Source organism: Escherichia sp. MOD1-EC5189 (assembly GCF_002966045.1).
GTDB lineage: Bacteria > Pseudomonadota > Gammaproteobacteria > Enterobacterales > Enterobacteriaceae > Escherichia > Escherichia coli_F.
The window spans coordinates 12360-34594 of the sequence record NZ_PTRX01000011.1 but is presented as its reverse complement, the minus strand read 5'-3'; the positions used below and the strand labels follow the sequence as shown (position 1 = coordinate 34594).

Annotated in this window: 15 protein-coding genes, 1 tRNA gene and 2 pseudogenes; 10 read left to right on the top strand and 8 right to left on the bottom strand. The window is 46.9% G+C overall.

The genetic code is table 11. From position 1 onward, the window contains the following. Nucleotides 1–45: 45 nt before the first annotated feature. Together yqeC and yqeB are read left to right on the top strand one after the other, a co-directional pair. The gene (gene yqeC, locus ATB02_RS11625) at nt 46–816 is read left to right on the top strand and encodes a selenium cofactor biosynthesis protein YqeC (RefSeq protein ID WP_105271606.1); all 771 of its coding nucleotides are present in this window, start codon (nt 46–48) and stop codon (nt 814–816) included. Between the two features lie 47 nt (nt 817–863). Continuing rightward, nucleotides 864–2489: a selenium-dependent molybdenum cofactor biosynthesis protein YqeB gene (yqeB, locus tag ATB02_RS11620; RefSeq protein WP_001020405.1), complete on the top strand. Its 1626-nt coding sequence runs from the start codon at nt 864–866 to the stop codon at nt 2487–2489. 40 nt (nt 2490–2529) lie between these two features. Here yqeB and arcC read toward each other — a convergent pair whose 3' ends face one another. Genes arcC through ygeW form a run of 5 tightly spaced genes read right to left on the bottom strand, consistent with a single transcriptional unit; the run spans nt 2530 to nt 8659 of the window. Continuing rightward, on the bottom strand, nt 2530–3462 hold the full coding sequence (arcC, locus tag ATB02_RS11615) for a carbamate kinase (RefSeq protein WP_105271605.1): 933 nt from the start codon (nt 3460–3462) through the stop codon (nt 2530–2532). 47 nt (nt 3463–3509) lie between these two features. Next, entirely contained in the window at nt 3510–4895 is a 1386-nt protein-coding gene (hyuA, locus tag ATB02_RS11610) for a D-phenylhydantoinase (RefSeq protein WP_105271652.1), read from the bottom strand. A 52-nt stretch (nt 4896–4947) separates the two neighbouring features. Continuing rightward, a complete protein-coding gene (locus tag ATB02_RS11605; protein WP_001107125.1) occupies nt 4948–6159 on the bottom strand; it encodes a YgeY family selenium metabolism-linked hydrolase in 1212 nt (403 codons plus the stop codon). Between the two features lie 57 nt (nt 6160–6216). Continuing rightward, the gene (gene dpaL, locus ATB02_RS11600) at nt 6217–7413 is read right to left on the bottom strand and encodes a diaminopropionate ammonia-lyase (RefSeq protein WP_000110502.1); all 1197 of its coding nucleotides are present in this window, start codon (nt 7411–7413) and stop codon (nt 6217–6219) included. Between the two features lie 58 nt (nt 7414–7471). Continuing rightward, the gene (gene ygeW, locus ATB02_RS11595) at nt 7472–8659 is read right to left on the bottom strand and encodes a knotted carbamoyltransferase YgeW (RefSeq protein WP_001360948.1); all 1188 of its coding nucleotides are present in this window, start codon (nt 8657–8659) and stop codon (nt 7472–7474) included. Nucleotides 8660–9137: 478 nt separating this feature from the next. On the opposite strand from ygeW, the gene ATB02_RS11590 reads away from it, so the two are divergent. Beyond that, on the top strand, nt 9138–10916 hold the full coding sequence (locus ATB02_RS11590; RefSeq protein ID WP_032185056.1) for a sigma-54 interaction domain-containing protein: 1779 nt from the start codon (nt 9138–9140) through the stop codon (nt 10914–10916). Between the two features lie 39 nt (nt 10917–10955). On the opposite strand, the gene xdhC is transcribed toward ATB02_RS11590, so the two are convergent. Genes xdhC through xdhA form a run of 3 tightly spaced genes read right to left on the bottom strand, consistent with a single transcriptional unit; the run spans nt 10956 to nt 14618 of the window. Beyond that, complete coding sequence (gene xdhC / locus ATB02_RS11585; protein ID WP_001016587.1) at nt 10956–11435, bottom strand: xanthine dehydrogenase iron sulfur-binding subunit XdhC; 480 nt, start codon at nt 11433–11435, stop codon at nt 10956–10958. Then, complete coding sequence (gene xdhB, locus ATB02_RS11580; protein ID WP_000459196.1) at nt 11432–12310, bottom strand: xanthine dehydrogenase FAD-binding subunit XdhB; 879 nt, start codon at nt 12308–12310, stop codon at nt 11432–11434. Before xdhB ends, xdhC begins: the two co-directional genes overlap by 4 nt. Nucleotides 12311–12320: 10 nt before the next feature. Beyond that, nucleotides 12321–14618, bottom strand: a complete 2298-nt coding sequence (gene xdhA, locus ATB02_RS11575; protein ID WP_105271604.1) for a xanthine dehydrogenase molybdenum-binding subunit XdhA — start codon at nt 14616–14618, stop codon at nt 12321–12323. 415 nt (nt 14619–15033) lie between these two features. On the opposite strand from xdhA, the gene actS reads away from it, so the two are divergent. The 7 genes and pseudogenes from actS to ATB02_RS11540 all read left to right on the top strand — a co-directional run bounded on the left by actS (nt 15034) and on the right by ATB02_RS11540 (nt 22211). Further along, the gene (gene actS / locus ATB02_RS11565) at nt 15034–15789 is read left to right on the top strand and encodes an amidase activator ActS (RefSeq protein WP_001352963.1); all 756 of its coding nucleotides are present in this window, start codon (nt 15034–15036) and stop codon (nt 15787–15789) included. A 78-nt stretch (nt 15790–15867) separates the two neighbouring features. Further along, a tRNA-Gly gene (locus ATB02_RS11560) sits at nt 15868–15941 on the top strand. 233 nt (nt 15942–16174) lie between these two features. After that, nucleotides 16175–16948 (top strand): annotated as a pseudogene (ygeQ, locus tag ATB02_RS11555) (protein YgeQ); the annotation flags it as partial. Continuing rightward, a pseudogene (eivF, locus tag ATB02_RS26450) lies at nt 16940–17308 on the top strand (type III secretion system transcriptional regulator EivF); the annotation flags it as partial. The pseudogenes ygeQ and eivF, both read left to right, overlap by 9 nt. Beyond that, entirely contained in the window at nt 17305–19008 is a 1704-nt protein-coding gene (sctC, locus tag ATB02_RS11550; protein ID WP_000694676.1) for a type III secretion system outer membrane ring subunit SctC, read from the top strand. The pseudogene eivF and the gene sctC, both read left to right, overlap by 4 nt. Nucleotides 19009–19012: 4 nt before the next feature. Next, nucleotides 19013–20158 (top strand): YopN/LcrE/InvE/MxiC type III secretion system gatekeeper, encoded by a 1146-nt coding sequence (locus ATB02_RS11545; RefSeq protein ID WP_105271603.1) that lies wholly within the window; start codon nt 19013–19015, stop codon nt 20156–20158. Further along, the gene (locus ATB02_RS11540; RefSeq protein ID WP_000482504.1) at nt 20151–22211 is read left to right on the top strand and encodes an EscV/YscV/HrcV family type III secretion system export apparatus protein; all 2061 of its coding nucleotides are present in this window, start codon (nt 20151–20153) and stop codon (nt 22209–22211) included. The genes ATB02_RS11545 and ATB02_RS11540 overlap by 8 nt, the downstream gene beginning before the upstream one ends. Nucleotides 22212–22235: the final 24 nt, after the last annotated feature.

The following is a 22235-nucleotide window of genomic DNA, read 5'->3' as shown; positions in this document are numbered from 1 at the left end:
GGATTAAGTTGGGGATAATTTATCCCAGAGAGGTCATAAAGACTCGTGAAAAGTATAGTTGACCCATCGGCATTATTCATTGATTTAGGCGCGCAGAAACGCCCCACTGTGATTTCTGTTGTTGGGGCTGGGGGGAAAACCAGCTTGCTTTTTGGGCTGGCAGAACTGCTCCAGGCTAGCGGCAGGCGTGTGTTAATCACTACGACGACACATATGTTTATGCCAACGTCTCACTGGCCCGTGGTTTTCTGTCGTGATCCCGCCATGCTTCCTCATGCGTCTCTTACATCCCCCATTTCATTTTGTTTTCACAGCTGGAAAGCGAACCAGGGAAAAGTGCAGGGATTTATGCCAGAAGCGATTGATGCACTGGTGCAACGACCAGAGTGTGACGTAATTCTCATTGAGGCAGATGGCTCGCGTGGAATGCCGTTAAAAGCGCCTGATGAGCACGAACCTTGCATACCCAAAAGCAGTTGCTGCGTGATTGCTGTGATGGGAGGACATATTTTGGGTGCGAAAGTGAGCACAGAAAATGTCCATCGCTGGTCGCAGTTTGCTGATATTACCGGGTTAACACCTGATGCAACCTTGCAACTGAGCGATCTCGTTGCGCTGGTTCGCCACCCTCAGGGCGCATTTAAAAACGTACCGCAAGGTTGTCGGCGAGTCTGGTTCATTAACCGTTTTTCTCAATGTGAGAATGCGATTGCGCAAAGCGAGCTCCTTCAACCGCTGCAACAACACGACGTAGAGGCAATCTGGCTGGGCGATATACAAGAACATCCTGCAATCGCGCGCAGATTTGTGAATTAGCGGCCCGGGTATTCCGGGTTACTGAAAGGATATCCATTGAGGTTGGTATGAATATTTTCACAGAGGCTGCAAAACTTGAAGAGCAAAATTGTCCGTTTGCGATGGCGCAAATTGTTGATAGCCGAGGCTCGACTCCCCGCCATTCTGCACAAATGTTAGTGCGCGCCGATGGTTCTATCGTCGGTACAATTGGTGGTGGAATGGTTGAGCGGAAGGTGATTGAAGAGTCGCTTCAGGCATTGCAGGAACGTAAGCCGCGATTATTCCATGGACGTATGGCTCGTAACGGTGTGGATGCTGTCGGGTCAGATTGTGGAGGTGCAATGTCCGTGTTTATCAGCGTCCATGGTATGCGTCCTCGTCTGGTGTTGATTGGCGCGGGGCATGTCAACCGGGCGATAGCCCAGAGTGCGGCGCTATTAGGATTTGATATTGCCGTTGCCGATATTTATCGCGAAAGCCTTAATCCTGAATTATTCCCACCATCAACCACGCTTCTCCATGCTGAGTCGTTTGGTGCGGCAGTGGAAGCACTGGATATTCGCCCTGATAATTTTGTCCTGATTGCCACGAATAATCAGGATCGTGAAGCCCTCGACAAACTCATTGAACAGCCCATTGCATGGCTGGGGTTGCTAGCAAGTCGCCGCAAGGTTCAGCTTTTCCTACGTCAATTGCGTGAGAAAGGCGTGGCTGAAGAACATATTGCCCGTTTACATGCGCCCGTAGGTTACAACATAGGTGCGGAAACGCCGCAGGAGATCGCCATCAGCGTGCTGGCAGAAATATTACAGGTGAAAAATAACGCGCCGGGTGGGCTGATGATGAAACCTTCTCATCCTTCCGGACACCAGCTGGTGGTGATTCGCGGTGCGGGGGATATCGCCAGTGGTGTGGCGCTACGTCTGTATCATGCGGGTTTTAAAGTGATCATGCTGGAAGTGGAAAAACCGACAGTGATTCGTTGTACCGTGGCGTTTGCCCAGGCCGTGTTCGATGGCGAAATGACGGTCGAAGGCGTCACTGCCCGCCTGGCAACCAGCTCTGCGGAAGCGATGAAACTTACCGAACGCGGATTCATCCCTGTGATGGTAGATCCCGCCTGTTCATTGCTTGATGAACTGAAACCGCTTTGCGTGGTGGACGCTATTCTGGCGAAACAGAATTTGGGTACGCGGGCAGATATGGCACCAGTAACAATCGCGCTTGGGCCGGGCTTTACTGCTGGGAAGGATTGCCATGCGGTAATTGAAACAAATCGCGGGCACTGGCTCGGTCAGGTGATTTACTCTGGTTGTGCGCAGGAGAATACCGGTGTTCCCGGCAATATTATGGGGCATACCACCCGACGGGTGATCCGTGCTCCTGCTGCAGGCATTATGCGATCCAACGTGAAATTAGGCGATCTGGTGAAAGAGGGCGATGTGATTGCCTGGATTGGTGAGCATGAAATTAAAGCACCGTTGACGGGGATGGTGCGTGGCTTGTTGAACGACGGACTGGCGGTGGTCGGTGGTTTTAAAATTGGTGATATCGATCCACGTGGTGAAACGGCTGATTTCACCAGCGTTTCTGATAAAGCCCGGGCAATTGGCGGCGGCGTACTTGAGGCGTTAATGATGTTGATGCATCAGGGCGTTAAAGCGACAAAAGAAGTGCTGGAAGTGGCTTAAATGAAAATGGCCGGATGGTATTACCCACCCGGCCTTTAAATTACTGACAAATCACCGTTCCGGTTTTGCCTTCAATCCCTTCTTTCGCTTTGCTCAATACGGTAATCAGTGCTTCGCGTCCAGCGCGAGAGCGAGCAAACGAGGCGGCTGCTTCCACTTTAGGCAGCATAGAACCTTTCGCAAAATGACCTTCTTCGATAAAGCGTTCAGCATCGACCAATGACAGGCGGTCGAGCCACTGCTCATTCTCTTTACCGAAGTTAATGGCCACTTTTTCTACCGCGGTCAGAATGATCAGCATATCGGCATCAATCATTTCTGCTAAACGGGCACTGGCCCAGTCTTTATCGATAACCGCGCTGGCACCACGCAGATGGTTACCTTCACGAATCACAGGAATACCTCCGCCGCCAACGGTGATCACCACCTGGCCTGCTTCAACCAGCGCTTTAACCGTTTCTTTTTCAATAATATCAACCGGTTTTGGTGAAGCAACGACACGGCGATAGCCGCGACCGGCATCTTCTTTCAGAGTGTAGCCCTGTTTTGTCAGTTGCTCGGCTTCCTGCTCGGTAAAGAACGAACCGATTGGTTTGGTCGGGTTGAGGAAGGCCGGATCGTTAGCATCTACTTCGACCTGGGTAACCAGCGTTGCTACAGGTTTATTAATGCCACGGGAAAGCAGTTCTTCTCTCAAGGCGTTTTGTAGATCGTAACCAATATAACCCTGGCTTAAGGCAACACAGACGGACATCGGCAGCATTGGCGAGTGCGCTTCAGTTTTTGCCGCGGCTTCAAAGGCCTGGTTAATCATGCCTACCTGCGGCCCGTTACCATGAGTGACGATGACCTCATGTCCTTGGGCAATTAAATCAACAATTGCCTGAGACGTAATTTTTACCGCTTTCATTTGTCCGGCTAGATCGTCGCCCAGCGCATTCCCGCCCAGGGCGAGAACAATTTTCTTACTCATTTTTCCTCACTCATCATTCTTGATTGTGTATAGATCCCTGGCAGTGGTTAGAGCACGGGAGGGACAAACGGTTTGCGTCGCAGGAAACGACCTCGCCCGGCTTTACCTGTAAAGATGCCGTCACAGAAAATCGTTTCACCACGGGATAATGTTCTGACAATTGCGCCCTGACAGGTAAAACCCTCCCAGGGCGAGTAGTCGGCGTTGTCGTGGAGATGGCGGTGTTGAATTTGTTGACTCTGACGTGGGTCGATAATTACCACATCACCATCTGAGCCGGGCGCTAATAATCCTTTTTGTGGCCACAGGCCAAATAGCCTGGCGGGCATCGCACTGGTCAATTCAACAAAACGCTCCGGTGTGATTCGTCCCGTCATCACGCCACTGGAAAACAGTAACTGCATGCGGTTTTCCACACCGGGTAAGCCATTTGGGCAGCGACTGAAATCGCCTTTAGAAATTTGCAGGCGTTGAGCCATCGAGAAGGTGCAGTGATCGGTCGCCACCACGTCAATCGCACCATCGCTGATGCCACACCACAGTTTGTCCTGCTCGCGTACGTTACGCAGCGGTGGGCTAAGAATGAACTTCATGCCATCTTCTGTATCGTAACTGCGTTCGTCCAACAGGAGATATTGTGGGCAGGTTTCAACCCAGACTGGCTGGTGATTCGCACGGGCAAGACGCAGATAATCCAGACCTAAGCCGTTAGACAGGTGGACGATATAGAGCGGGGCGTTACCGGCAATTTGTGCCAGGTTAATCATGCGGGCGATGGCTTCCGCTTCGCATTCCAGAGGGCGACTCAAGGCGTGATAGCGCGGCGCGGTTAACCCTGCGGCGATAAACTCCGCCCGCTTGCTGGCGATAGCTGCATCATTTTCCGGGTGCACGGTGGTCAGCGCGCCGGACTCATGCAAGCGGCGTAATGCCTGCAACACTTCATCATCGTTGAGTTTATATTGATAGGTTAAATAGAGTTTAAAACTGCTCAGCCCTTCTTCGACCATCATCGGAATTTCGTCGAGGATGGCATGATTAATGTGCTGGATAACACCGTGAAAGCTGTAGTCAATAACCGCTTTATGGGCGGCATAACCACGATAAACTTCCAGTTGATGGCGTAATCGGCAGCCATTTGGTCCAAATCCCATATGGTCAATAATGGTTGTTGTACCGCCACACGCAGCTGCGCGGGTACCGGTAAAAAAATCATCACAACTGCGCGCGATGCCGACATCAATATTGAAGTGTGTATGGACATCTACGCCGCCAGGGAAAACGTAACAGCCAGTAGCATCAATTTCTTCATAAGGGAGCTGCGGCGAAATATCGGTGCCCAACTGGCGAACAATCCCGCTTTCAATCAGCAAATCCTGTTTGGCTTGTCCATCTGCGTTAACGATAGTGCCGTTTTTGATCAATACGCGCATAGCAAACTCCAAAAACCCTCCGGCGAACCGGAGGGGAATAAGTGAAGAATAATTATTCGGTTGCCAGCCAGCTTAACGGGATTGCAGCGTACATAGCGGCACAGGTCACCAGGTGAGATTTCCAGGTTTTTTCGTTAGGTGCGTGCGCTTCAGGTTCTTTACCAGGGCCAAAACCGATCACCGGAATGCCGTGACGACCCATGATGGAGACGCCGTTAGTTGAGAAGGTCCACTTATCAACAACCGGCGCTTTGCCAAACAGCCCTTCGTAGGCGTTCACCAGGGCTTTAACAGTGAAGTGATCTTCTTCCACTTTCCAGGTCGGGAAGTAGCATTCGGTTGGGTAAACCAGGCCAGTCCAGGAAGGACGGTCGTAGTTGTACATAGAAACAACCGCGTTAGCTTTCTGTACCGCAGGCAGGGCGCGGATTTCGTCCAGCGCGCCTTCCCAGGTTTCGCCCCAGGTCAGACGACGGTCAATTGAAACTGCACAGCTGTCTGCTACAGCGCAACGGCTTGGAGATGTGAAGAAGATTTCAGAAACGGTGAGGGTGCCTTTGCCGAGGAATTCGTCATAGCCCAGGCGCTGGGAGAGCTCCTGCAATTCGCCAAGAATCGGACCCATTTTGAAAATGGCGTTATCACCGCGTTCTGGCGCAGAGCCGTGGCAGCTAACGCCCTGAACATCAATGCGAATTTCCATACGACCGCGTTGACCACGATATACCTGGCAGTCGGTTGGTTCGGTACTGACCACAAATTCCGGGCGAATGCCAGATTGTTCAATAATGTACTGCCAGCACAGACCGTCGCAGTCTTCTTCCTGCACAGTGCCGGTGACCAGCAGGGTGTATTCATCTTCCAGACCGAGGTCTTTAATGATTTTACCGGCATAAACCATAGATGCCATGCCGCCTTCCTGGTCGGAAGTACCACGGCCGCCGATCAGCTCATCAGTTTCCATGCCTTCGTACGGATCGAAGTCCCAGTTTTTGATGTTGCCAATGCCGACGGTATCAATATGAGCGTCCATTGCCACCAGACGCGGGCCGTGGCCGATATAACCGAGAACGTTGCCCATCGGGTCGATTTCAACTTTATCGAAGCCGACTTTTTCCATCTCTTCTTTAATACGATGTACTACGCGTTTTTCATCGCAGCTTTCACTGGGAATAGCAACCATATCGCGCAGAAAGCGAGTCATGTCTGCCTGGTAATCTTTTGCTTTTTCAAGAATCAGTTTGAATGGAATATTCTTAGCCATTATTTTTCTCCAGATTTTTTACTCCCCGTTTGGCGGGGAGCAGTTCCAATAGGGTGATTAAGGTGCTACAGAGTGTTTGCCTTCCCAGACAACTTCGCGGTAGTGCTTCACGTCGGTGTCGCCTTCAGTGCTGATAACCAGCACCACTGCATCTTTGTTCAGCGCCAGTTTTTCCATCAGGCTTTGACGTTGCGGGTGATAATGAACCGCCGCGAGAACGCCTAAACCGACAGCGCCGGATTCACCGGAGATGATGCGCGGGTCGTTGCCGTACGGATTACCCAGCACGCGCATACCTAATGCGGCAACGCTGTCCTGGCAGGAGATGAATTGGGTGGCGCAGTTACGTAGGATTTCCCAGCCCAGTGGGTTAGGTTCGCCGCAAGCCAGGCCCGCCATGATAGTGGCCATATCGCCGCCAACGTTGACGATGTCGCCTTTGACACCAGAACGATAGATACAGTCAGCTTTGTCAGGTTCAACAATAATGCTGTGCAGATTTTGCGGGCTGTAGACGTCGACCAGATAACCCAGTACGCCGCCGGCCATCGCGCCGACACCGGCTTGCAGCAGAACGTGAGTTGGGGTTACGCCCATTTCACGCATTTGCTCGACGGCTTCATCTGCCAGAGTGGCATAGCCCTGCATGATCCAGGTTGGGATTTTGGTGTAGCCTTCCCAGGCGGTATCTTGCACCACTTCCCAGCCGTGTTGCTGCGCGTGTTGCATGGTCAGACGAACGGTATCGTCATAGTTCATATCAGTGACGATGCACTCGGCTCCGAGGTTCAGAATGGCGTCAACGCGTTCCTGAGCGGAACCTTTCGGCATGTAAATTACCGCGTTCTGACCGAGTTGCTGTGCTGCCCAGGCAACACCGCGCCCGTGGTTGCCGTCGGTCGTTGTAGCAAATGTCATTTTTTCGCCGATGGCACTTTTCAGATGCTCGAATGACAGTGTTTCGATATCAAGATGATATTTTTCGCACAACAACTGAGCGATGGCATATGCGCCGCCGAGCATTTTGAATGCGTTCAGACCGAATCGTTTTGATTCGTCCTTAACGAGAATTTTTTTCACCCCAAAAAGGTTTGCGAGATCGTCCAGCGCGCAAAGTGGTGTTGGGCGATAGCCAGCAATTTTCTGGTGGAACTGGCGCGCCAGTTTTGCCTGGCTTTGCGAAAAGAGCGGTGATGTTTCGCCGTTGAAAAATTTGTTATCGGCGATATCAATCTTCAATGAGAAAACGGACATATCCTATCCTTTTGGCCTCTGGAAATAGAGAGCCGACCTGTCGATCGGCCCGAGGGGGTTATTTCACGCGTTCTTGCGCTTCTTTCAGCAGTTGTTCGAGCAGTGCGCCTGGTTTGGAATATTTACGGGAAAGGATCATTGCTGCGATGATGTATGGCTTCCAGCTGGCTTCTTTGTAGGTCGCGATACGGTATTTTTCGAATACGCCTTCAGTGACTTCACCTTCTTTGCAGGATACGCCGCTGATATCTGCTGGCAGGCAGTGCATGTACAGGGCTTCGCCATCACGGGTCAGTTCCATCATCTCTTCAGTGCAATGCCAGTCTTTGTGTTGCGCGTTCTGTGCCAGACACTGTTTTTCCAGTGCTTTTAAGCCTTCGTGATCGTTCGCACGCAGCAGTTCAGTACGCTCTTCCATCACTTTGTAAGGTGCCCATGACTTCGGATAAACGATGTCTGCGTCTTTGAAGGCTTCTTCCATGCTGGTGACCTGACGGAAGCTACCGCCAGAGGCTTTAGCATTATTTTTAGCTACTTCAACTACATCCGGGATCAAATCGTAGCCTTCCGGATGGGCCAGGGTGACATCCATACCGAAGCGGGTCATCAGGCCGATAATGCCTTGCGGTACAGAGAGCGGTTTGCCGTAGCTTGGGGAGTATGCCCAGGTCATGGCGATTTTTTTACCTTTCAGGTTTTCGAGCGAACCAAAGTGTTCACGCAACCATGCCAGGTCAGCCATTGACTGAGTCGGATGGTCGATATCGCATTGCAGGTTCACTAAAGCCGGACGCTGTGGAAGCACGCCCTGCTTGTAGCCGTCATCAAGCGCAGCGCCAACTTCACGCATATAGGCGTTACCTGCGCCCAGATACATATCGTCACGAATACCAATAGCGTCGGCGCAGAAGGAGATCATATTGGCGGTTTCACGTACGGTTTCGCCGTGAGCGATTTGTGATTTGCCTTCGTCGAGATCTTGCTGTGCAAGGCCGAGCAGGTTAAGCGCGGAAGCATAAGAGAAGCGGGTACGGGTGGAGTTGTCGCGGAATACGGAAATACCTAATCCACTATTAAAGACTTTGGTTGAGATGTTTTCAGCACGCAGTGCTTTTAATGCTGCGGCAACGTCCAGTACTTGTTTCAGTTCATCAGGCGTCTGTTCCCACGTTAACAAAAAATCTTTCTCGTGAAGGTGAGAGGTCAGCGAATTGATATCCTTAATCAGCTCATTAACAGTTTTCATCATAAAGTCCCGGTAGTGGAATGACAGGCAAAGTGGTTTATTTCACTGTGACTTGCCAAAGTGATTGGTGTTTTCACAGCTATACCAGGGACTAACAATAAGTGTGCCAGAATTATCCACGCGGCTATAAAAGACTAATTTGACGGGTAATGTGTGGTGTAGATCACAAATTGATGCCAGCTTCCGGTTGTGTGTAAAATACGAAAACGTTTGGCTTTTTTTATTGCGTTGTTTATTTGCTGCTAAGTATCAGAAATAAGATAAAGGGGCAGGCTATCCCTCGTCAGTTTGATAAACTCACCGCTGTAATTCTCATATTGATATAGAAATGTGATATCTCTTCCATAATTTCATTAGAAAGTGATAAAAACCTTATGTTTTTATCAAAGCCAATTTCGCCTGAGTTAATATCATGATGATCTGTGAACCATCAACGTCTTCAATGATCGACTTTTAAGTAAGTCTGGAAGGTAAAGCTATGGAGCTTGCTACTACGCAGTCAGTATTGATGCAAATTCAACCGACAATTCAGCGTTTTGCCAGAATGCTTGCCAGCGTTTTGCAGCTTGAGGTTGAGATCGTTGATGAAAACTTGTGTCGCGTCGCCGGAACGGGCGCGTATGGGAAGTTTCTTGGCCGCCAGTTGAGCGGCAACTCACGCCTGCTCCGCCACGTCCTGGAAACGAAAACTGAAAAAGTTGTGACACAGTCTCGCTTCGATCCCCTTTGCGAAGGTTGCGATAATAAAGATAATTGTCGCGAAAAAGCATTTCTGGGTACGCCTGTCATTTTACAGGATCGTTGTGTTGGGGTGATAAGTTTGATTGCAGTTACCCACGAGCAACAAGAACATATCAGTGATAATTTACGCGAGTTTTCTGATTACGTTCGCCATATATCCACCATTTTTGTTTCGAAACTTCTGGAGGATCAGGGACCAGGAGATAACATCAGTAAAATATTCGCGACCATGATCGATAATATGGATCAGGGCGTATTAGTTGTTGATGACGATAATCGGGTTCAGTTTGTTAATCAGACGGCCTTAAAAACACTCGGTGTTGTGCAAAATAATATTATTGGGAAACCTATCCGTTTCAGACCATTAACATTTGAGAGTAATTTTACCCACGGACATATGCAACATATTGTTTCGTGGGACGATAAAAGTGAATTAATCATTGGTCAATTGCATAACATTCAGGGCAGACAATTATTTTTAATGGCGTTTCACCAATCGCATACCAGTTTTTCTGTAGCAAATGCACCTGATGAACCGCATATTGAACAATTGGTTGGCGAGTGCCGTGTTATGCGGCAATTAAAACGACTCATTAGCCGTATTGCGCCCAGCCCATCCAGCGTTATGGTGGTTGGTGAAAGCGGCACGGGTAAAGAAGTCGTCGCGCGTGCAATCCATAAGTTGAGTGGAAGACGAAATAAACCCTTTATTGCTATCAACTGTGCCGCGATTCCTGAACAACTTCTGGAGAGCGAACTATTCGGTTATGTTAAAGGCGCATTTACTGGCGCTTCAGCCAACGGTAAAACAGGGTTGATTCAGGCGGCGAATACGGGCACGCTGTTTCTCGATGAAATTGGTGATATGCCGTTAATGTTGCAGGCTAAATTACTGCGCGCTATTGAGGCGCGTGAAATACTGCCGATTGGTGCCAGTAGCCCAATTCAGGTCGACATCCGTATTATTTCTGCAACTAACCAGAATTTGGCCCAGTTCATCGCCGAAGGTAAATTCCGCGAAGATCTCTTCTACCGACTTAATGTTATCCCGATCACTCTTCCACCGCTGCGTGAACGTCAGGAAGATATTGAACTGCTGGTACATTACTTTTTACATCTGCATACCCGTCGTCTGGGATCGGTTTATCCGGGTATTGCTCCCGATGTCGTCGAGATATTGCGTAAGCATCGTTGGCCCGGAAACCTGCGCGAGTTAAGCAATTTAATGGAATATCTGGTTAACGTTGTTCCTTCAGGTGAAGTTATCGACAGCACGCTATTGCCTCCAAATTTGCTGAATAATGGCACAACAGAGCAAAGTGATGTAACAGAGGTCAGCGAGGCGCACTTGACACTCGATGATGCGGGCGGCACGGCGCTGGAGGAGATGGAAAAGCAAATGATCCGCGAGGCACTTTCACGTCATAACAGCAAGAAGCAAGTTGCTGATGAACTGGGTATCGGCATTGCTACGCTCTATCGCAAGATAAAGAAATATGAGTTGTTAAACGCATAACCTCAGTGAATCCGCCCTGAGTTCAGGCCGGATATCCTTTTACTTCGTTTTCTCGCAATCCAGAACTGTATTTACAATCATCTGATACCCCGTGCAGCGACAAAGATTTCCCGCCAGGCCGCGACGAATCTCCGTAATAGTTAATGGCTTCTCGCGTGGTTTCGCCAGCATTGCCGTGGTAGCCATAATCAGGCCAGGCGTACAAAACCCGCACTGCACCGCGCCGGATTTCGCATAAGCTTGCTGGACATGAGAAAGTTTTCCGCCTTTCGCTTCACCTTCCAGCGTGCGGATTTCTTTGCCTTCAGCCCAGGCGGCAAGGTATAAGCAACTGTCTATCGCAGTACCGTCGACCAGCACCGTACAGGCACCACATTCACCCACGCAGCAACCTTGCTTGACGCTTAGCAGCCCTTGTTCGCGGAGTAATTCCGAGAGCGGCGTGCCTGGCGCGGCGTGAAGCTGAAAAGGTATCCCGTTAATGGTGCATTCGATGGTAATTGTTTCGCTGTGATTCATTGCAATTTTCCCCCCGCCGCGGCGACGGCTTCGCTAATCACTTTTTTGGTCATCGTCTGGATGAGATGCAGACGAAACTCTTTGCTGGCCCGCCATGAAGAACGCGGGGCGACATCCTGCAGGACTGATTCGCTGATGGCTTCCAGCGTTTGCAGGTTTAATGGCGCATTTTGTGCAGTTTGTTCGGCATGTTGGCAGCGAATCGGCGTTGGCGCGGCAACGCCAAATGCCAGGCGTAATTCGCTGAAATTGCCGTTATCCAGTCGGCAATGTGCGGCACAGCCAATCGTTGAAATATCCATCGCATCGCGCATGGCATATTTAAAATGGGCGCTGCCTGCGTGTTCTTTCGGCTGGGGCGGAAAATGAAAGGCGACAAGGATTTCGTCATGCTCAAGGGACACTTTGCCCGGTCCGGTGTGGAAGCCATTAATCGGGACGAAACGAACACCGCGCGGGGAGTGGATCTCCAGCTTCGCATCATAAATTAGCGTTGGCGTGGCAGAATCCGCGCTGGTGGCTCCATTGCAAATATTTCCTCCGTAGGTAGCGACGTTACGGATCTGCGGCCCGGCAATGGATGAAGCCGCAGCACATAACGCCGGGAGATGACGTTGAGTTATAGGATCTTCAATGAGCTGGGTAAATGTCGTTGCTGAGCCGATGCGTAGCGAGTCATCTTCCGCTAGCGTAATTCCACGAAGCTCCGTCAGATTGTGGATATCAACAATATGGCGATAACGGTCATTGTGATGGTGGAGCTGAATCAGTACGTCAGTGCCACCGGCGAGCAGTTTGGCCTGTGGGTTGTCAGCCAGCAGGTTGATGGCATCGGCAAGGGTTGCTGCGCGATGGTAAGAAGCAAAATCAAACATGATGTTATCCTCAAATCAATCCTGCCAGATGGAACTCTTCATATAACCGTTTTGGCGTCAGCGGCAGTGTATTGATTGCAACACCGGTAGCCATCTTCACCGCGTTACGAATAGCAGCGGCAACAGGAATTATGGGTGGTTCACCCAGTGACTTATGTCCGTATGCGGATTGCGGCTCATTGATTTCGACGAACGCGCTTTCCAGTTGTGGCAGATCCGGCATGGTGGGCATTTTGTAATCCAGCAGATTGGGGTTACGGACCACGCCGCTTTTCGCATCGATGATCATTTCTTCAAATAGCGCCCAGCCAATGCCCATTCCCATTCCGCCGTGTACCTGACCTTCTGCCAGCAACGGATTAAGAATATGGCCCGAATCATGAACGTTGAGGATGCGGTTGATGGTGACTTTGCACAGCGCAATATCGACAGTCAGATCAACAAAGGTACAGCCAAACGCCGGTGGGTTAGTGGTGGTTTTGATGGAGCTTTCGGCAGAGAGCTGCCCGCCGCGTTCAGGGTGGTAGAAGGCGTCCATCGCCAGATCTTTTAACGACAATAACGATTCCTCCGGTCGTTCAACCAGCACGATATGGCCTTTTATCAGGGTAAGATTCATCGCTGACTGATGTAGCATGACAGCGGCGTGAGCGATGATTTTCTCCTTTAATAACAGTGCCGCACTGCGCAGCGCAGGCGCGGCAACATAGCTCTGGCGTGAGGCAAATGCACCGGGATCGAACGGCGTAATGTCGGTATCTTGGGTTGAAATAACGCGAACGTCGCTGACCGGAACCCCCACGGTTTCTGCTACCATTTGCGAGAAGACAGTGTCGGCCCCCTGACCGATTTCCGTTGCGCCGCTTTGCACGTTGATGGTTCCATCCTGATTCATCAGAAGGCGCGCGCCTGCTATTTCTACGCCGACAGGCCAGGTGTTAGAGGTGTAGCTAAAACAGGCGACGCCAACGCCGCGGCGTAAATTGCCTTGCTGGTTCTGGCATTCTGCACGGCGTTTTTCCCATTCAAAGATTTTCCGGCCTTTTTCAAGACACTCCGGCAACCCTGCGCTGTAAATACGTTTGCCCGTGAGCGGATTAGCATCTCCTTCGCGGGCGGCGTTGCGTAAACGAATTTCAATAGGATCAATATTTAACGCTGTCGCGGCGTCATCAAGCATTGACTCAACGGCAAATACGACTTGTGGCGCGCCATAACCGCGCATCGCTCCAGCCGAGGGGAGGTTGGTATAAAAGGTCTTTGAACTGTAAGCGTAGGCACAACGAGGATAAAGGTAAGCGACTTTATTCCCGCCCGCAGAAGCGATGGAGTGCCCGTGAGATGCATAAGCGCCTGTGTTAGACAGAACATCCAGACTATAGCCTTTCAACGTTCCGTCTCGGTTTACGCCCATTTGCCCGTCAATAGTAAAAGCGTGGCGGGTACGGGTTGCGAGGAAACACTCTTCACGGCTAAGGGAAACTTTCACCGGAATGCCGCCGAGCTTGCTGGTCAGAAAAGCCGCCATGGGCTCTTCCAGCACATCCTGTTTATTACCAAAACCGCCACCGACAAACGGTTTGATGACTCGTACGCATGACCAGGGAATACCCAGCGCCTGACCAACCACGCGGCGAACAATGTGCGGGATCTGGGTGCTGGAAACGATGGTAATTCGTGAATCATCTTCCATCCATGCCAGCGATGTCACGCTTTCCATATGACAATGTTGAATGACCGGCGTCTGATAGTGCCCCTGGACCTGGTGATCGGCGGCATCAATTGTTTGTTGGACATTGCCCGTCGACATCGAGCTTTGTTTTAGTAAATTGCCGCCGTTATGGATTGGTGCAGCATCTTCTGCCAACGCCGCTTCTGGCGTGGTGATAACGGGTAATTCTTGCCACTCAATGCTGACCAATTGCGCCGCTTTTTCTGCCGTGAGTTCATCACGGGCCACGACGATGGCAACGGCGTCACCATGATGACGAACATGGCGAGTTAGCAGTGCGCGATCGGCGGTATCGCGCTTGTTTTCGTCAAGTGTCCAGGCATGCCCAGCTGTAGCGAATGGGATATCAGGTACATCTTCCCAGGTAAAAATTGCCAGTACGCCTGGTAAACTTCTGGCTTGTTCATCATTAATACTTACGGCATAACCATGTGCGATAGGGCTACGTACATATTTCGCGTAACACATGCCCGCCATAACATAATCGTCAGTATATCGTGCCCGCCCAGTGACCTTAGCAATGGCATCGACGCGCATGCATGATTCACCCGTAGCGGTTGCTTCCCGCGCTTCCATAGAAATCCCCTCGATTTGAACATTTGGTTCTTATGGCAAAGATTTAGTCTAAGCAGGCAAGATTTACGCCAGAAACGACGATAAACGTTAGGGGAGGAAGGAAGTGTGATGACGTTAAAAAAATACAGATACGATACGAAACAGGACTTTGAATAGGGACAGTGATACGTATCAATATGAGTGGCGATAAAATCAATGTGATAAATTAGGATTATTACGCATCAGGATGGGAAATAGGGTAAAAGAGTCAGGAACTTCGATACCACCACGGCAAATATTTTGCTTATGATACTTCCCTTTGCCAAATGAAATTAATCTCTTTCTCAATTACCTCGTTTTTCCAGAAGCGAGAGATTGGGTATCCAGAGGCTGGCTGCTATGATATAGCGTCTTGTTTTTTAAGCGAGGAAAGATTTTGAGTGCGGGACGCCTGAATAAAAAATCTCTGGGTATCGTGATGTTGTTATCGATTGGACTGCTTTTGGCGGGCTGTTCGGGTAGCAAATCATCCGATACAGGAACGTATTCCGGCTCCGTTTACACCGTGAAACGGGGGGATACGCTATATCGTATTTCGCGCACCACGGGAACCAGCGTAAAAGAACTTGCGCGACTGAACGGCATTTCACCCCCTTACACCATTGAAGTTGGTCAGAAACTAAAACTGGGTGGGGCGAAAAATAGCAGTAGTACACGTAAAGCAACCGCCAAATCAACGACCAAAACCGCATCGGTTACACCGTCATCAGCGGTACCGAAATCTTCCTGGCCGCCAGTAGGGCAACGTTGTTGGTTATGGCCAACGACAGGGAAAGTTATCATGCCGTATTCGACAGCTGATGGCGGCAATAAAGGGATTGATATCTCTGCTCCACGGGGTACACCTATTTACGCCGCGGGTGCAGGAAAGGTGGTGTATGTGGGCAACCAGCTGCGTGGCTACGGTAATCTCATCATGATTAAACACAGTGAAGATTACATTACGGCTTACGCCCATAATGACACGATGCTGGTAAATAATGGGCAAAGCGTGAAGGCTGGGCAAAAAATCGCCACTATGGGGAGCACTGATGCGGCATCGGTTCGCCTGCATTTCCAGATTCGTTACCGTGCAACGGCAATTGATCCGCTACGTTACTTGCCGCCTCAGGGCAGCAAGCCAAAATGCTGATGGCGAATTAATCAGCAGTCAGCAGCGCGGCACTTGCTAAGGAGAGCGTAAGGTTTATAATGCCTTACGCATCTCGAAGCGGGCGTAGTTCAATGGTAGAACGAGAGCTTCCCAAGCTCTATACGAGGGTTCGATTCCCTTCGCCCGCTCCAATTTATCTTCACCTCATCAATCTGCCATTTTTGCTGTATCTGATTTTCTATATTATCTTAATTCAATTGCTTCAGACTTTTCGCAATCGCTGTAACACTTCCCCATTTTTTTGTAAATAAAAAGCGTTTACGCAATGCAATCCATTTGTAACAACCCAGGTAAAATACCTTATTTTCAAGTTGTTAAATAAGTGGTTATCTACGCTTTTAACAAACGATTGATGGAATCTTTTATGAAAGGGAAATCTGCATTAACTCTTCTGCTCGCTGGTATATTTTCATGCGGCACATGCCAGGCGACAGGGGCAGAAGTGACGAGTGAATCTGTATTTAACATTCTTAATTCCACGGGGGCAGCAACAGATAAAAGTTATTTATCGTTAAATCCAGATAAGTATCCTAATTATCGTCTTCTGATTCACTCAGCCAAATTACAAAATGAAATAAAGAGCCACTATACCAAAGACGAAATTCAAGGATTGCTAACATTAACAGAAAACACACGAAAGTTAACGTTGACGGAGAAACCCTGGGGAACGTTTATTCTTGCTTCTACTTTCGAAGATGACAAAACAGCGGCAGAAACCCACTATGATGCTGTCTGGCTGAGGGATAGTTTATGGGGCTATATGGCATTAGTATCAGATCAGGAAAATAGGGTAGCTGCAAAAAAGATTCTGCTCACCCTGTGGGATTATATGTCTACGCCCGACCAGATTAAGCGGATGCAGGACGTCATTAGCAACCCAAAACGACTGGATGGTATTCCTGGGCAAATGAATGCTGTGCATATCCGATTTGACAGCAACTCCCCCGTGATGGCAGATGTGCAGGAAGAAGGCAAGCCGCAGCTGTGGAACCATAAACAAAATGATGCGTTAGGTCTTTATCTTGATCTCCTTATACAAGCAATCGACACTGGTACTATTAACGCTGAAGATTGGCAAAAAGGTGACCGATTAAAATCGGTTGCGCTGCTGATTGCTTATCTGGATAAAGCCAATTATCTGAGCAGCGATAATATTAATGAAATTCTGTTTCAGCATCTAAGAAAAACAGAATGCTATAAACTGGTTCGCTATTTATTATCGCAATCGCTCATACAGACTTCACTCTATGATCTTGGTGAGCTTTACGGCGTATCGTATTCACATTTTCGCCGTTTATGTAGTTATGCATTGGGTGGTAAAGTTAAAACGGAATTATGTGGCTGGAGAGTTGCCAGAGCCGTGTTGGAAATCATTGAAGGAAACAGTGATATGACAACTATTGCGCATAAATATGGCTACTCATCCTCATCACACTTTTCAGCCGAAGTAAAAAGCCGGTTAGGAAAAACACCGAGAGAACTATGTAAAAAGTTATGAAAATAAAATTACGTATTACTATTATATTAATTTCAGCCTTATGCATTTTTAATGGATTATTGACTCCTGGTGCATATGCCGCAGCAGCGAATGGATACGTAGCAAATAAAGAAAATCTACGTAGTTTTTTTGAGACGGTTTCATCATATGCGGGTAAGCCTACAATAGTAAGTAAGCTTGCCATGAAGAAACAGATCAGCGGAAATTTTGATTTAACCGAACCCTATGCCTTGATTGAACGCCTGTCGGCGCAGATGGGACTTATTTGGTACGATGATGGCAAAGCTATTTATATCTATGACTCATCAGAGATGCGTAATGCGCTGATTAATCTGAGAAAGGTATCGACGAATGAGTTTAATAATTTTTTAAAAAAATCGGGTCTGTATAACTCTCGTTATGAAATTAAAGGGGGCGGCAATGGTACTTTCTATGTATCGGGGCCACCGGTTTATGTTGACCTGGTCGTTAATGCTGCAAAATTAATGGAGCAAAACAGTGATGGCATTGAGATCGGACGCAATAAAGTAGGTATTATTCACCTGGTCAACACATTCGTTAATGACCGGACTTATGAATTACGGGGCGAAAAGATAGTTATTCCGGGCATGGCAAAAGTACTATCGACGTTGTTAAATAATAACATTAAGCAAAGCACTGGGGTTAACGTACTTTCTGAAATTTCAAGTCGTCAACAACTAAAAAACGTATCACGTATGCCTCCTTTTCCTGGTGCTGAAGAAGATGATGACCTACAAGTAGAGAAAATAATATCGACAGCTGGAGCGCCAGAGACTGACGATATACAAATTATTGCATATCCAGATACCAACAGTTTACTTGTTAAAGGAACAGTATCTCAGGTTGATTTTATCGAGAAGTTAGTAGCTACGCTCGATATTCCAAAGCGACATATTGAATTATCTTTATGGATAATAGATATTGATAAGACTGATCTAGAACAGTTAGGAGCTGACTGGTCGGGCACGATAAAAATTGGATCCAGCCTAAGTGCATCATTTAATAATTCAGGTTCAATTAGTACCCTGGATGGGACACAGTTTATTGCAACAATACAGGCACTTGCGCAAAAAAGAAGAGCCGCCGTTGTTGCTCGTCCTGTCGTTTTAACACAGGAGAATATTCCTGCTATATTTGATAATAACCGTACTTTCTATACTAAATTAGTCGGCGAGCGTACTGCGGAGTTGGATGAAGTAACCTATGGTACGATGATTAGCGTGCTACCACGATTTGCTTCGCGAAATCAAATTGAATTACTCTTGAATATTGAAGATGGCAATGAAATCAATTCCGACAAGACCAATGTTGATGATCTGCCTCAGGTTGGTAGAACGCTTATAAGTACTATTGCGCGCGTGCCTCAAGGGAAAAGTCTTTTGATTGGTGGATATACACGAGATACGAATACCTATGAAAGTCGCAAGATCCCAATATTAGGCAGTATTCCATTTATTGGTAAATTATTTGGATATGAAGGAACAAATGCGAATAACATCGTTCGTGTCTTTCTTATTGAGCCAAGAGAGATCGATGAGCGCATGATGAATAATGCGAATGAGGCTGCGGTTGACGCCAGAGCAATAACACAGCAAATGGCAAAAAATAAAGAAATCAACGATGAATTACTGCAGAAATGGATAAAAACTTACCTGAATCGTGAAGTCGTCGGAGGATAGTGAAATGGCGATTCATGTAGAGCATGTCGGTGTATTAGAAAGAGCCAGAGAAGTTTCTCGCTTAGAGGATATTATCACAGAAGATAATGAAGATATTGAAGCTGAAATGCCTAAAATGGGAGATGATCCCGCCGGTAAAGAAGCTCGATTCTTACAAGCTACTGACGAGATGTCAGCAGCGTTAACGCAGTTTATGAAGAAAAAAATCTACGAAGAACAACTGGCCAACTTTCTGGACGGAGAAGAATATGTCCTGGAAGATCAGCCAATAGAAAAAACCGATAAAGTCATGGAGGCGCTTAAGGCAGCAACTACCCATGACTATGAAATGTATAGCTTTGCTAAAAAATTATTTCCAGATGAAAGCGATCTGGTGGTTGTATTACGTGCAATTTTACGTAAAAAACAAATATCTGAAAATGTGCGGCTAAACGCTGAAGCATTACTTAGAAAAGTTAATCAAGAGACTACTAAAAAATTCATTAATAGTGGCATTAACTCGGCATTAAAAGCAAAGTTATTTGGCCAGGCGTTGTCATTAAATCCAAAATTACTAAGGGCAAGTTATCGACAATTTTTAATGGCAGAAGACGATGCTGTAGATACTTATGTAGAATGGATTGGTAGTTATGGCTATCAAAATAGAATGCTAGTGACAAAATTTATCAAAGAGACGCTTTTCTCAGATATAAATGCACTTGATGCGAGTTGTTCATCATTGGAATTTGGTGTGTTTCTCAATAAGTTGTCACAACTATTGTCTCTTCAGTCGGCAGAGGCTTTATTTCTGAAAACTTTAATGAATAACCCAATAATTAAAAAATTTATTAGCGCAGAAGATTACTGGATATTTTTTCTGATATCGTTAATAAAATTTCCTGAGACTGCAGAGGAACTCCTGAAAAATGCACTGGTAACCCTACCCGCAGATGCTAATTATAAAGACAAAACGTTACTCCTGAAGGCGATTTACAGCGGATGTACAAATCTTCCATTTTCACTTTTTATTAATAATGAACAATTATTAGAGATTAGGGAGTGTTGTAAACAGGCAATAAAACTAACATTTGCAGTAGAGCTCTTTGATACACAAAACAGTAATAAAAAACAAAATAAAAAACCATGGAAGAAGGTAATGTTCAATGTTTAACAAAGTTTTGATAGGGTTAAGGAGTCATCCAGAATTAATAATTCTTGGATTAATGGTGATGATTATCGCCATGCTCATAATTCCATTGCCCACCTACTTAATCGATTTTTTGATTGGGCTGAACTTAACATTGGCAATACTTGTGTTTTTAGGATCATTCTATGTTGATAGGATCTTAAGTTTTTCTTCATTCCCATCAATTCTCCTCATCACAACGTTATTTCGTTTGGCGCTGGCGATCAGTACCAGTCGACTTATACTTCTTGAGGCGGACGCCGGAGAAATTATAACGAGTTTTGGTGAATTCGTTATTGGAGATAGCCTGGTAGTTGGTTTTGTTATTTTCTCCATTGTTACTATTGTTCAGTTTATCGTGATTACTAAAGGTTCGGAACGTGTGGCTGAAGTTGCTGCCCGCTTTTCGCTTGACGGTATGCCAGGTAAACAAATGAGTATTGACGCCGATCTACGCGCCGGGATCATTGATGCAGATTTAGCAAAAGAACGTCGTAGCGTATTAGAACGAGAGAGTCAGCTGTATGGTTCCTTTGATGGTGCGATGAAATTTATCAAAGGTGATGCTATTGCAAACATCATTATTATCTTTGTTAATATTATCGGTGGGCTATCAGTAGGAGTAGGCCAAAATGGAATGGATTTCTCGACAGCGTTGACCGTCTACACAATTCTTACCGTCGGTGATGGTCTTGTTTCTCAAATTCCAGCTTTATTAATTGCTATTAGCGCAGGGTTTATCGTAACGCGCGTGAATGGCGATAGTGATAATATGGGGCAAAATATAATGTCCCAGTTATTAAGTAATTCTTTTGTCATTATTGTGACATGTGTCCTCGCGCTGAGTATTGGGTTGCTTCCAGGTTTTCCCCTTCTTGTGTTTTTATGTTTGGCAGTAATCTTAGGAATTTATTTTTACTTTAAATTCAAAAAGAAAGGGGTTGAAGAAACGGTTGTTGAGGGAGATATCACCGTTGGGTTGGAACCCTATAATCAGGATGATGATATTTCATTAGGTATTATTAATAAACTTGATCAGGTTATTACCGAAACGGTACCCTTGGTTTTGATTATGAATAGTGTACAGGCTAAAAAATACACTGAAATCAATCTTGCTGATAGGATTCGTAGTCAGTTTTTTATTGAGTATGGTATCCGTATTCCCGGTATTGTCATTCGTGAGGGGGAAGGCCTTAATGATGAAGATGTCATATTAATGCTAAATGAAGTCAGAGCCTCGCAATTTAAAATTTATCATGATCTTGTCTTGTTGGTTGAATATTCAGATGAAGTGGTTTCGACTTTGATCAAGAAACCTGTCATCGTAAATAGTAATGGTGAACAATATTATTGGGTTACAAAAAGTGATGCCCAAAAATTAACAAAAATTGGCTGTTATACACGCACGGCCATGGATGAAATGTACAATCATTTATCTGTATGTCTGGCTCATAATATTAATGAGTATTTTGGTATACAAGAAACCAAATATATTCTTGATCAATTAGAGATGAAGTATCCTGATCTATTAAAAGAAATATTAAGATATATAACCGTGCAGCGCATTTCAGAGGTAATTCAGCGTCTGATCCAGGAGCGAATTTCAGTGCGCAATATGCGTTTAGTTATGGAGGCTTTAGCATTATGGAGCCCACGAGAGAAAGATATAATTACACTCGTTGAGCATGTACGAGGTGCATTAGGTCGCTACATTTGCCATAAGTTTTCATATTCTGGAGAAATTAAAGCAATTGTGATTTCGCCTGAAATAGAGGACAGAATCAGAGATGGTGTCAGGCCTACCGCTGGCGGTACTTTTCTTAATCTCGATGCATCCGAAGCTGAGATGATTCTGGATAATTTTAAACTGGCACTTTCTGGAATCAATATTCCTATTAAAGACATTATTTTACTGGGATCTGTGGATATTCGTCGTTTTATCAAAAAACTTATTGAATCTAGTTATCGAGACCTCGAAGTACTTTCGTACGGGGAACTAACGGAAAATGTTCCCGTTAATATTCTGAAAACTATTTAGGATAATGTCTTGCGATATGGAGCA